The sequence below is a fragment of the Pseudomonas sp. Ma2-10 genome (assembly GCF_054330215.1).
In genome coordinates, this window is record NZ_JBTEYL010000032.1 from 38,295 (window position 1) to 50,068 (window position 11,774).

Here is an 11,774-nt window from a genome sequence, read left to right on the forward strand (position 1 = left end):
AGTGGGCCACTGCTTTCAAGAGTGAAAGTTGCAGCGGGCCCGAGAGATTACAGATTCCGCAGCGCGGCGACTACTGCGTCGCCCATTTCCTGCGTACCGACTTTAGTGCAACCGGCCGACCAGATGTCGCCAGTACGCAGGCCTTGGTCCAGTACCAGGCTGACGGCTTTCTCGATGGCATCGGCCGCCTCCTGCAGATTGAAGCTGTAACGCAGCATCATCGACACCGACAAAATGGTCGCCAACGGGTTGGCAATGCCTTTGCCAGCGATGTCCGGCGCCGAACCATGGCACGGCTCATACATGCCTTTGTTGTTGGTATCCAGGGACGCCGACGGCAGCATGCCGATGGAACCGGTAAGCATCGACGCCTGGTCGGAAAGAATGTCGCCGAACAGGTTGTCAGTGACGATCACGTCGAATTGCTTCGGTGCGCGCACCAACTGCATGGCGGCGTTGTCGACGTACATGTGGCTCAGTTCGACTTCAGGATAATCCTTGGCCACTTGCTCGACGATTTCACGCCACAGCTGGCTGGAGGCCAGCACGTTGGCCTTATCCACCGAGCACAGCTTCTTGCCACGCACCATGGCCATGTCGAAACCGACACGGGCGATGCGGCGGATTTCGCTTTCGCTGTATGGCAGGGTGTCGTAAGCCTGGCGCTCGCCGTTTTCCAGGGTGCGGGTGCCGCGTGGCGCGCCGAAGTAGATACCGCCGGTCAGTTCACGGACGATCAGGATGTCCAGGCCAGCAACGATTTCAGGCTTGAGGCTCGACGCCTCGGCCAGTTGCGGGTACAGGATTGCCGGACGCAGGTTGCCGAACAGGCCCAGTTGCGCACGAATTTTCAGCAGACCGCGCTCAGGGCGAATGTCACGCTCGATGGCGTCCCATTTCGGGCCGCCCACGGCGCCGAGCAGTACAGCGTCGGCCGCGCGTGCACGGTCCAGGGTTTCGTCAGCCAGCGGCACGCCGTGTTTGTCGATGGCAGCGCCACCGATCACGTCATGGCTCAGCTCGAAGTCCAGGCTGTATTTGTCGCTGGCCAATTCCAGCACCTTGACCGCTTCGGCCATGATTTCCGGGCCAATACCGTCACCTGGGAGAATCAGAATCTGCTTGCTCATGCTTTCCTCATGTCATCAGTCGGTGCGCCCGTGGGCGCGCCCGGAAAAATTCTATCGTTCTGCCATCAGCACCAGCACATCGGTACTGAACGAACCATCGGCCTCAATCTGAAAATATTCGCGCACTTCGTTGCCCATCGATTGCTGCAACTCGAGGATCGCGGCGCGCATCACTTCTGGCGTGCGCATGCGCTCGACCCAGGAGGTGTACTCCAGTCGCAGCCGTTGACGGGTGGTGCTACGGGTATACAACCCCGCTTCACTAACCTGACGCAACCATTCGCCGGCAGAGTAATCACGCACATGACTGGTGTCGCGCAGCACTTCGACACTTTGCAGGTAAGTGTCGAACAACGGACTACCCGGCGACAACACGTCGACGAACGCCGCCACGCCGCCCGGCTTCAACACCCGGCGAACCTCTCGCAGGGCCAGGCCGAGATCGCTCCAATGGTGCGCCGAATAACGGCTGAAGACGAAATCGAATTCGCCATCGGCGAATGGCAGGCGCTCGGCGGCGCCCAGCACGGTGGAGACGTTGGTCAGACCGCGATCGACCGCGGCACCGGCCACCACGTCGAGCATCTGCTGCGACAAATCGTAGGCCACCACGTCTTTCACCAGCGAGGCCACGTGAAAACTCACGTGACCGGCGCCGCAGCCCAGGTCCAGTACCCGGGCATCGCCCTGCCCCGCCAGCTCAGCCTGCAGCAACGCAAATTCGGTGCCCTGAGCGTGTACCGCGCTGCTCAGATAAGCCGAGGCTTGTTCACCGAACTGCTTTTGTACGACTTGGATGTGGGCGGTGCTAGTCATCGTAATGTCCTGATATTTATGTTGTCTGGGCTGGCGCCTTACGCAAAATCAAACATCGCGAAACAACCACGGCTGGCTCGCACGGTGTTTGGCTTCAAACGCCGCAATCGCTTCGTGGTCCTGCAAGGTCAGGCCGATGTCGTCCAGACCGTTGACCAGGCAATGCTTGCGGAACTCGTCAAGTTCGAAGCTGTAGACCTTGCCATCAGGCCGGGTGACGGTCTGGGCTTGCAAGTCGACCGTCAACTCGTAACCCGGATTGGCTTCAACCTGCTGGAACAACTCATCCACTTCAGCGTCGCTCAGGATGATCGGCAACAAGCCATTCTTGAAGCTGTTGTTGTAGAAGATGTCAGCGTAACTCGGCGCAATGATGCTGCGAAAACCGTACTCTTCCAGCGCCCACGGCGCGTGTTCACGACTGGAGCCGCAGCCGAAGTTCTCGCGGGCCAGCAGCACACTGGCGCCTTGATAACGTTCGGCGTTGAGCACGAAATCCTTGTTCAGCGGACGCTTGGAGTTGTCCTGGTAGGCATAGCCCACGTCCAGGTAGCGCCACTCGTCGAACAGGTTCGGACCAAAACCGCTGCGTTTGATCGACTTCAAGAACTGCTTCGGAATGATCTGGTCGGTGTCGACGTTGGCACGGTCCAATGGCGCGACCAAACCGGTGTGTTGGGTAAAAGCTCTCATGTGCGGTTCCTCAGATCAGTTCGCGAACGTCGATGAAACGACCGTGGACGGCAGCCGCCGCGGCCATGGCCGGGCTGACCAGGTGCGTACGGCCACCGGCGCCCTGACGCCCTTCGAAGTTGCGGTTGGAGGTCGAGGCGCAATGCTCGCCCGACTCCAAGCGGTCCGGGTTCATCGCCAGGCACATCGAGCAACCCGGTTCACGCCACTCGAAACCGGCTTCGAGGAAAATCTTGTCCAGGCCTTCGGCCTCGGCTTGCGCCTTCACCAGGCCCGAGCCTGGCACCACGATGGCTTGCTTGATGGTCGAAGCGACTTTACGGCCCTTGGCGATCACCGCCGCAGCGCGCAAGTCTTCGATCCGCGAGTTGGTGCAAGAACCAATGAAGACGCGGTCCAGTTGAATGTCGGTGATCGCCTGATTGGCGCTCAACCCCATGTACTTCAAGGCGCGCTCGATGGAACCGCGCTTGACCAGGTCCATTTCCTTCGCCGGGTCCGGCACGTTCTGATCAACTGCCAAGACCATCTCGGGCGAAGTGCCCCAACTGACTTGCGGCTTGATCTGAGTAGCGTCGAGCTCAACCACGGTATCGAACACCGCATCAGCGTCGCAAACCAGGTCTTTCCAGGCTTCGACTGCCATGTCCCATTCTGCGCCTTTCGGGGCAAATGGACGGCCCTTGACGTACGCCACGGTTTTTTCGTCGGCAGCCACCAGGCCAACACGAGCGCCGGCTTCAATAGACATGTTGCAGATGGTCATGCGGCCTTCGACGGACAAATCACGAATGGCGCTGCCGGCGAACTCGATGGCGTGGCCGTTACCGCCGGCGGTGCCGATCTTGCCGATCACAGCCAGGACGATGTCCTTGGCGGTCACGCCGAACGGCAATTTGCCTTCGACCGACACCAACATGTTTTTCATTTTCTTGGCGACCAGGCATTGCGTGGCGAACACGTGCTCGACCTCGGAAGTCCCGATGCCGTGAGCCAATGCGCCAAACGCCCCGTGAGTCGAGGTGTGCGAGTCGCCGCAGACCACGGTCATGCCCGGCAAGGTGGCACCCTGCTCCGGACCGATCACGTGAACGATGCCCTGACGCACGTCGTTCATTTTGAATTCAGTGATGCCATATTCGTCGCAGTAGTCATCGAGGGTCTGAACCTGCAGGCGCGAGACCTGATCGGTAATCGCTTCAATGCCGCCCTTGCGATCCGGAGTGGTCGGAACGTTGTGGTCCGGGGTGGCGATGATTGAGTCGACACGCCAAGGCTTGCGCCCGGCCAGACGCAGGCCTTCGAAAGCTTGGGGCGAAGTCACTTCATGGATGATGTGGCGGTCGATATAGATCAGCGACGACCCATCGTCGCGCCGTTTCACTTCATGGGAATCCCAAAGCTTGTCGTAAAGCGTTTTGCCGGCCATCAGACGGTCCTCATCAGCGTGTTTCTATGCCCTGGATCTTGAGAGATTCAATAACCCCTTGGCTTGTGAGGTCGATCCTAGGGGGTTACATTAAATAACTCAAATTCATATTTTTCATGCTTTGGATAACCAACTGGAATACTGCAATGGACCTCGCCAACCTCAATGCTTTTATCGCGATTGCCGAGACCGGCAGCTTCTCCGGCGCTGGCGAACGACTGCACCTGACGCAACCGGCCATCAGCAAGCGCATTGCCGGACTCGAGCAGCAATTGAAGGTACGCCTGTTCGATCGCCTGGGCCGCGAAGTGAGCTTGACCGAAGCCGGACGCGCCTTGCTGCCGCGGGCTTATCAGATTTTGAATGTACTGGACGACACCCGCCGCGCCCTGACCAATCTGACCGGCGAGGTGACCGGCCGCCTGACACTGGCCACCAGCCACCACATCGGCCTGCACCGCTTGCCCCCCTTATTAAGGGAATTCACCCGACGCTACCCGCAAGTGGCATTGGATATTCAGTTCCTCGATTCGGAAGTGGCCTACGAAGAAATCCTCCATGGTCGCGCCGAACTGGCGGTCATCACCCTGGCGCCGGAGCCCCACGCACTGGTCAAGGCCAAGCCGGTGTGGGATGACCCGCTGGACTTCGTCGTCGCCCCGGAGCACTCGCTGATCAGCCACGGCCCGGTCACCCTGGCGGACATTGCCCTGCACCCGGCGGTTTTCCCCGGTGGTAACACCTTTACTCACCACATCGTCCGGCGCCTGTTCGAAGCTCAAGGCCTGACGCCGAACATCGCCATGAGCACGAATTATCTGGAAACCATCAAGATGATGGTCTCGATCGGCCTGGCCTGGAGCGTGTTGCCGCGCACCATGCTTGATGATCAGGTTGCGCGAATACCTTTACCAGGCATACAACTCACTCGCCAGCTAGGCTATATCCTGCACACAGAACGGACGCTTTCGAATGCGGCACGGGCTTTCATGGCCTTGCTGGATGCACAAAACGAACTGCCAGGGACTCTCGGCGAAGCTGTGCTACTTCTATAGAGCCTCGATTCACTGAACCTGACACCCCACTCAGCCAAGGCTTGCCAATGCCGAAATCTGTTGACCGTATTCCGCCGATGCCGCGCATACAGGCGCTTGACCCAAAACGGTCCGAGCAGAGCTGGGAAAGCGCCCCACAATTGCTGGCCGCCCTCAACGGTGCACGTTTGGGCGCCTGGTATTGGGACATCGAACATGGGCAGATCAGTTGGTCGCGGGGTACCCAGGCGCTCTTCGGCTTCGATCCCCAGCAACCGCTGCCGGCGGATCTGGAATACCTCGACTTGCTGCCGCCAGAGGATCGTGCAAAAACCATTCGCGCCTTCAACGCGGTGATCGCCGGTGCCCCGCTGGAACACGCGATGCATCACCGCATCCTCTGGCCCGACGGCAGCCTGCACTGGCTGGAGATCAACGGCAGTCTGCTGCCGGACAAACACGGCCGGCCACGCATGATTGGCGTCATCCGTGAAGTCACCCACCAGCGCCAGCGCGAACAAGCGTTGAGCAGCTCGGAAAAACGCTTCGCCACGCTGTTCCACCTCTGTCCGAACATGGTGCTGCTGACCCGCCAGGAAGACGGCCTGATCAGCGAAGCCAACCAGTATTTCGAAAGCCTGTTTGGCTGGCCAGTGCAGAACGCTATTGGTCGTACTACCCTGGAACTGGGCCTCTGGGTGCATCCGGAGCAACGGGCACAACTCGTCAAGGCCACCAAGGCCAAGGGCGAACTGATCAGCATGGAGGTGCAGTTTCGTGCCAGCAATGGCCAGGTCCATGACGGCATCCTCAGCGCGCAAAAGGTGGAACTTGAAGGCCAGCCATATCTGCTGAGTACGTTTCTGGACACCACCGAACGCAAAGCCGCCGAGCTCGCGCTGAAAGACAGCCAGGAGCGCCTCGACCTGGCGCTGGATTCGGCACAACTCGGCACTTGGGACTGGCACATTCCCAGCGGCATGCTGTACGGCTCGGCACGCGCCGCCCAGTTACACGGGCTGGAAGCCATACCTTTCCATGAATCCTTCGACGAGTTTTTCGAAGGCGTGCCCGACGAAGAGCGCGGCACCATGCGCGACGCCTATCGCAGCCTGCGAGAAGGCCCTGCCGGCAATTATCAACTGACCTACCGCGTGCAACTACCGGACGGCAGCTCGCGCTACCTGGAAAGCCGCGCCCGGCTCTATCGCGATGAAAATGGTGCCCCGCTACGCATGGCCGGCACCCTGCTCGACATCACCGATCAGGTTGAGCGGGAGCAACTGCTGGTGGCGTCCGAAGAGAAGTTCGCCAGCCTGTTCCAGGTCAGCCCGGACCCGATTTGCGTGACCCGCCAGGACACCGGTCAATTTATCGAGATCAACTCCAGCTTCACCCAGACCTTCGGCTGGAGAGCCGCCGACGTGATTGGCCGCAGCGCCGACGAAATCGGTCTATGGGACGCTTCCGCGCAAAGTCTGCGACGGATCGAGCAGGTCATCCGCGAACAGGGCTTGAACAACGTAGCGATCCTGGTGCAGCACAAAGACGGGCAATCCCTGACCTGTGTGATTTCAAGCCGCCAGATCAGCGTCGGCGAGCAGCCATGCATTGTCACCACCCTGCGTGATATCACTCAACAGCAACGCTCGGAAGCAGCGCTCAAGGCCAGCGAAGAGAAGTTCGCCAAGGCCTTCCACTCCAGCCCCGACGCCATCACCATCACTGAGCGCGACACCGGGCGTTATCTGGAGGTTAACGATGGCTTTTGCCGCCTGACCGGCTACCGCGCCGATGAAGTGGTCGGTCGCACGGTGTATCAGGTCGGCGTCTGGGCCGAGGAAAAACAACGCTCGGCGCTGCTCGCCGAACTCCAGATCAAGGGCCGGGTACTTCATCAAGAAATGCTCGGACGCAATAAACGCGGCGAGATACTGACCCTCGAAGTCTCGGTAGAACCGATCACCCTCAACGAAACCGCCTGCCTGCTGCTGACTGCGCGGGACGTCAGCTTGCTGAAAAACGCCGAAGCGCAGATCCGTCACCTGGCCTACCACGACCCGCTGACCAACCTGCCCAACCGCGCCCTGCTGATGGATCGCCTGAGTCAGCAGATTGCCCTGCTCAAGCGCCACAACCTGCGCGGCGCGTTAATGTTTCTCGACCTTGATCACTTCAAGCACATCAATGATTCGCTGGGTCATCCGGTGGGCGATACCGTGCTGAAAATCATCACCGCGCGTCTCGAAGCCAGCGTGCGTATGGAAGACACCGTCGCACGTTTGGGCGGTGACGAATTCGTGGTGCTGCTCAGCGGGCTCGAAGGCTCGCGCAACGAGGTCAGCGAGCAAGTTCTGGAGCTGGCGGACACCTTGCGTGAACTGCTATCAGAGCCGATGTTCCTCGACGGCCAACGCCTGCAAGTGACCCCGAGTATCGGCATCGCGCTGATTCCCGATCACGGCTCGACCCCGACCGACCTGCTCAAACGTGCCGACATCGCCCTGTACCGGGCCAAGGATTCGGGCCGCAACACCACGCAGATGTACCACAACACCATGCAGAAGGCTGCGAGCGAACGCTTGCGCATGGAAACCGACCTGCGTCTGGCCCTTTCCCGGGGTGAGTTCCGCGTGCACTACCAGCCTCAGGTGGACGCCCGGAACGACCGCATCGTCGGCGCCGAGGCGCTGGTGCGCTGGAACCATCCGGAACTCGGCGCGCAATCACCCACCGAGTTCATCAAGGTGCTGGAGGACAGCGGTCTGATTCTGGAAGTCGGCACGTGGATCATCGACGAAGCCTGCGCCGCCTTCAGGCAACTGATTGCCGAGGGCCTGATAGACCCGCTTGACTTCAGCCTGTGCGTCAACATCAGCCCGCGACAATTTCGCCAGAACGACTTCGTCGAGCGCATCGAACACAGCCTCGCCCGCCACGGCCTGCCCTGCTCACTGCTGAAACTGGAAATCACCGAAGGCATCGTGATCCAGAACCTGGAAGACACCATCAGCAAAATGCGTCGCCTGAAAAAAATCGGCGTGAGTTTTGCCATGGACGATTTCGGCACCGGTTATTCCTCGCTGACCTACCTCAAGCGTCTGCCGGTCGACACCCTGAAAATCGACCAATCGTTCATCCGCGATGCCACCACCGACCCCAACGATGCCGAGATCATCCGCGCCATCGTTGCCATGGCCCGCAGCCTCGAATTAAAAGTGATTGCCGAAGGGGTAGAGACACCGGAGCAGCTGGCGTTCTTGCAGGGGCTGAGCTGCCATTTTTATCAGGGGTATTTGCACAGTCCGCCGCTGCCCATGAAGGACTTTCAGAAGTTGCTCAAGTGACGCGGACCTTGTAGATACCGCCCTGGACCTCACCGGGCAAGCGCAAGCTTCGGGTCATAGGGTCGACCCGCGTTCGGCATCACGTCATCCTTAAAAAAGGACCGCTGATTGCTTTTCCAGAGATGACTCACAGATTTTTTCAGGCAGCTTCGGACACCTGAAGCCCCAGTAAACGCGAGACCTGATCCAGTTCGGTCTCACGACGCAACACAGTGAACAGCTCGACCGCTTCGGGATAATTGCGGGTCAGCATCGCCAGCCATTGCTTCAAGCGACCTGGCGATTGGCGTGGCGTCATCTGCGCCTTGGCTTGCAGCCAGAAGTCCTGAATCAAGGGCAGCAGCTCGGCCCAGGTCATCTCGACGACGTCCTCACCTGCCCGCGCCATTGCGATCTGCCGTGCCAGGTCCGGGCGCGAAACCAGGCCGCGACCGAGCATGATGTCCTCTACGCCGCTGATTTCGCGGCACCGACGCCAGTCTTCGACGCTCCAAATGTCGCCATTGGCGAACACCGGAACCTTGACTACATCCTGCACCCGGGGGATCCATTCCCAATGGGCTGGCGGCTTGTAGCCATCAGTTTTGGTCCGTGCGTGAACCACGATATGCGCCGCGCCACCTTCGGCCAGGGCTGTGGCACATACCAGCGCACCGTCCGGGCTGTCGAAACCGAGGCGCATCTTGGCCGTCACCGGAATGTGCGCAGGAACGGCGCGACGAACATGTTCGACGATCTGGTTCAGCAGCTCAGGTTCTTTGAGCAGCACCGCACCGCCACGGGACTTGTTCACAGTCTTGGCCGGGCAGCCGAAGTTCAGGTCAATCACCTCAGACCCCAGTTCGCAAGCCAGCGCGGCGTTTTCCGCCAGGCATACCGGATCGGAACCGAGCAGTTGCACCCGCAGCGGCACGCCGGATGCGGTGCGGGCGCCGGTCAACAGCTCCGGGCCGAACTTGTGGTAATAGGCCGGCGTGAGCAGTTGATCGTTGATCCGAATGAACTCGGTCACGCACCAATCGATACCGCCCACACGGGTCAGCACGTCCCGCAGGATGTTGTCGACCAACCCCTCCATGGGCGCCAAAGCAATTTGCATGAAAAACACACTCAACGAAAAACGTGCGGCAGTTTACTCGAAAGCGTCGATTAGATCGCGACTTGCAACGCGGGGCCGTAGCCCTCGATGAATTGCGCTGGCATGCGCTTGGGCTTGCCGGTCGACAGTTCGATGCAGACGAAGGTGGTTTGGGCCCGCAGCAACGTGGTGTTGTCGATGGGGCGCTTCAACTGGAAGTGTCGGGTCATTTTCAGGCGCTGGTCCCAATCGACGATCCAGGTCGCCAATTGCAACTCATCGCCTTCATAGGCGGCGGCCAGGTAATCGATCTCGTGCCGCACCACCGCCATCGCCCGATCCAGCCGACGATACTCGACCAGGTCCAGGCCAAGGCGCTGGGAGTGGCGCCAGGCACAGCGTTCGAGCCAGGTCACGTACACCGCGTTGTTCGCGTGACCCAACCCATCGATATCCTCTGCGCCGACCTCCAGATCAATGATAAATGGCGTTGCCCGATCCCAGCCCATGCCCCACTCCCGGTCAGAAAATTTTCACCGGCGCAGTGTAACGGATGCTCAGGCCGATTGGCGCGATTGCAGACTGCGGCGACCGGCCAGCAACGAGAGAACGCCTTCGGTCACTCGAGGATCAGCCAGTACCCGTTGATGACCCCCCTCTTCCAGGCGCAACAGACGGCTGTCAAACCAGGCCTCGTTGATCAACTGCGACTCCTTGACCGGAACGAAGCAGTCGTCTTCGGCATGAACGATCAGGCCGGGCATGTCGAGCTGATAGTGCGCAACATCCAGTGCCGCAGCGCGCATGCCGACGTCTCTTTCGACCTGACGAATGAACGCCGAGCGGGCTTTCGGTGGCAGCCGTACATAGCGGGCGAAACCGCGCAACACGCCGAGAATCCGCGCCGGGGCAGCGATCGTGACCAGGGTTTCGGTACGCAAGCCCAACTGAACGGCGAGCATGGCACTGGCGCCCCCCATGGAATGGCCGATGACGGCTTGCAGCGGCGGCAACTCGGCAGCGGCTTCAAGCATGGCCCGGGCGAACAGCACCACGTTGGCCTCGCGACCCGGCGAGCGGCCGTGGGCCGGACCGTCCAGCGCTACCACGGTGTAACCAGCATCGACCAACGCGGTGATGAGGCTGGCAAACTGCGTCGGCCGGCCTTCCCAACCGTGCATCAGCAACACCGCAGGACCTTGTCCCCAACGCAGCGCCGAGAGACCGAAGCGCAGGGTGATTCGCTCGGACGTCGCCAACAATGGCAATTCCCAATCACGCGGCGGCAGTTCCCGCGGCGTCATGAATGCCAGTCGCATTTTGCTCGCGACCAGTTTCGGTGCGACCCAGCCCAAGGTGCCATTAATGCCACGAACCCACTTCAACGTGCTCATCGCTCTCACTCCTCAGGCTAATGCCTTTAGGTCACAGCACCGCAGACTTGGCGGCGCGCAGCAATCGATCGGATAATTCTCCCGCCCCCAACGCGCGAGCCAACGCCAAACCACCGACCATCAAGGCTATGTCGGCCAAAGCTTTGTCGGTGTCTTCCGGGCTGGCCGCCAACTGCGCGACCATCATTTCCACATGCTCATTCAACGCCACGCGAAACGCGTCCGGCAGGCGCCCCAGTTCACCGACAGAAGCCGGAATCGGGCAGGCTGACTCAGAAGAATCACGGTGTTTGCGGGACAGATAAAAGGCAGCAACCAACGCGCGACGTTCTTCGCCGGTCAATTGGGCGTCCATGTCTGCGATCAAGCCACGCCGGTGACCGAGCAATTGTTTGAACGCTTCCAGCATCATCGCGTCCTTGCTTTCGAAGTGCGCGTAGAAGCCGCCGACGGTCAGGCCGGCCGCACCCATCACTTCGCCTACGCTCGGTTCGGCCGGGCCGCGCTGAATCAACGCTGCACTGGCAGCCTTGAGGATGCGTTCGCGGGTTTGCGCTTTTTTATCGTTCATCGTCGCCTCCGAATATTACGAACAGAATATTATTCTCATAATAATTTTAAGCAAGTCGTGGATGTGACCGCTGGTCTGAAGAACAGTTTGAAAGAAATAGGGGATTTGGCCAAACGCCAGACAAACAAAAGGGCCATTCAATAATTGAATGACCCTTATAAAATCCCGCAGAGCGGGTAATCGTGGCGTCCCCTAGGGGACTCGAACCCCTGTTACCGCCGTGAAAGGGCGGTGTCCTAGGCCACTAGACGAAGGGGACGCAAAACCTTCTATACAACTGAT

The 11,774-nt window shown here is 60.0% G+C and carries 10 protein-coding genes and 1 tRNA gene; 2 read left to right on the top strand and 9 right to left on the bottom strand.

Going from position 1 to position 11,774, the window contains the following annotated elements:
* Window positions 1-47: 47 nt before the first annotated feature.
* Genes leuB through leuC form a run of 4 tightly spaced genes read right to left on the bottom strand, consistent with a single transcriptional unit; the run spans window position 48 to window position 4,068 of the window.
* Entirely contained in the window at window positions 48-1,130 is a 1,083-nt protein-coding gene (leuB, locus tag ACXPVS_RS25175; RefSeq protein ID WP_458512312.1) for a 3-isopropylmalate dehydrogenase, read from the bottom strand.
* A gap of 51 nt (window positions 1,131-1,181) precedes the next feature.
* A complete protein-coding gene (locus ACXPVS_RS25180) occupies window positions 1,182-1,946 on the bottom strand; it encodes a class I SAM-dependent methyltransferase (RefSeq protein WP_458512313.1) in 765 nt (254 codons plus the stop codon).
* A 48-nt stretch (window positions 1,947-1,994) separates the two neighbouring features.
* Window positions 1,995-2,639: a 3-isopropylmalate dehydratase small subunit gene (gene leuD, locus ACXPVS_RS25185; protein WP_458512314.1), complete on the bottom strand. Its 645-nt coding sequence runs from the start codon at window positions 2,637-2,639 to the stop codon at window positions 1,995-1,997.
* A 10-nt stretch (window positions 2,640-2,649) separates the two neighbouring features.
* Entirely contained in the window at window positions 2,650-4,068 is a 1,419-nt protein-coding gene (gene leuC, locus ACXPVS_RS25190; protein WP_458512315.1) for a 3-isopropylmalate dehydratase large subunit, read from the bottom strand.
* 146 nt (window positions 4,069-4,214) lie between these two features.
* Here leuC and ACXPVS_RS25195 point away from each other — a divergent pair, with 146 nt between their 5' ends.
* The gene (locus ACXPVS_RS25195; protein WP_458512316.1) at window positions 4,215-5,123 is read left to right on the top strand and encodes a LysR family transcriptional regulator; all 909 of its coding nucleotides are present in this window, start codon (window positions 4,215-4,217) and stop codon (window positions 5,121-5,123) included.
* A gap of 47 nt (window positions 5,124-5,170) precedes the next feature.
* Complete coding sequence (locus tag ACXPVS_RS25200; protein WP_458512317.1) at window positions 5,171-8,449, top strand: EAL domain-containing protein; 3,279 nt, start codon at window positions 5,171-5,173, stop codon at window positions 8,447-8,449.
* A 139-nt stretch (window positions 8,450-8,588) separates the two neighbouring features.
* Here ACXPVS_RS25200 and ACXPVS_RS25205 read toward each other — a convergent pair whose 3' ends face one another.
* From ACXPVS_RS25205 to ACXPVS_RS25225, 5 genes are all read right to left on the bottom strand, one after another.
* Complete coding sequence (locus tag ACXPVS_RS25205; protein ID WP_046054225.1) at window positions 8,589-9,548, bottom strand: tRNA dihydrouridine synthase; 960 nt, start codon at window positions 9,546-9,548, stop codon at window positions 8,589-8,591.
* Between the two features lie 50 nt (window positions 9,549-9,598).
* Complete coding sequence (locus ACXPVS_RS25210) at window positions 9,599-10,036, bottom strand: acyl-CoA thioesterase (protein ID WP_458512318.1); 438 nt, start codon at window positions 10,034-10,036, stop codon at window positions 9,599-9,601.
* Window positions 10,037-10,084: 48 nt separating this feature from the next.
* Window positions 10,085-10,921 (bottom strand): alpha/beta fold hydrolase, encoded by an 837-nt coding sequence (locus ACXPVS_RS25215; protein WP_458512319.1) that lies wholly within the window; start codon window positions 10,919-10,921, stop codon window positions 10,085-10,087.
* A 31-nt stretch (window positions 10,922-10,952) separates the two neighbouring features.
* The gene (locus tag ACXPVS_RS25220) at window positions 10,953-11,492 is read right to left on the bottom strand and encodes a TetR/AcrR family transcriptional regulator (RefSeq protein ID WP_458512320.1); all 540 of its coding nucleotides are present in this window, start codon (window positions 11,490-11,492) and stop codon (window positions 10,953-10,955) included.
* Between the two features lie 183 nt (window positions 11,493-11,675).
* A tRNA-Glu gene (locus tag ACXPVS_RS25225) sits at window positions 11,676-11,751 on the bottom strand.
* Window positions 11,752-11,774 lie beyond the last annotated feature (23 nt).

Bases quoted from the DNA above. Each gene is read 5' to 3' on its own strand.
- leuB (WP_458512312.1), bottom strand. From the start codon at position 1,130: ATGAGCAAGCAGATTCTGATTCTCCCAGGTGACGGTATTGGCCCGGAA.
- ACXPVS_RS25180 (WP_458512313.1), bottom strand. From the start codon at position 1,946: ATGACTAGCACCGCCCACATCCAAGTCGTACAAAAGCAGTTCGGTGAA.
- leuD (WP_458512314.1), bottom strand. From the start codon at position 2,639: ATGAGAGCTTTTACCCAACACACCGGTTTGGTCGCGCCATTGGACCGT.
- leuC (WP_458512315.1), bottom strand. From the start codon at position 4,068: ATGGCCGGCAAAACGCTTTACGACAAGCTTTGGGATTCCCATGAAGTG.
- ACXPVS_RS25195 (WP_458512316.1), top strand. From the start codon at position 4,215: ATGGACCTCGCCAACCTCAATGCTTTTATCGCGATTGCCGAGACCGGC.
- ACXPVS_RS25200 (WP_458512317.1), top strand. From the start codon at position 5,171: ATGCCGAAATCTGTTGACCGTATTCCGCCGATGCCGCGCATACAGGCG.
- ACXPVS_RS25205 (WP_046054225.1), bottom strand. From the start codon at position 9,548: ATGCAAATTGCTTTGGCGCCCATGGAGGGGTTGGTCGACAACATCCTG.
- ACXPVS_RS25210 (WP_458512318.1), bottom strand. From the start codon at position 10,036: ATGGGCTGGGATCGGGCAACGCCATTTATCATTGATCTGGAGGTCGGC.
- ACXPVS_RS25215 (WP_458512319.1), bottom strand. From the start codon at position 10,921: ATGAGCACGTTGAAGTGGGTTCGTGGCATTAATGGCACCTTGGGCTGG.
- ACXPVS_RS25220 (WP_458512320.1), bottom strand. From the start codon at position 11,492: ATGAACGATAAAAAAGCGCAAACCCGCGAACGCATCCTCAAGGCTGCC.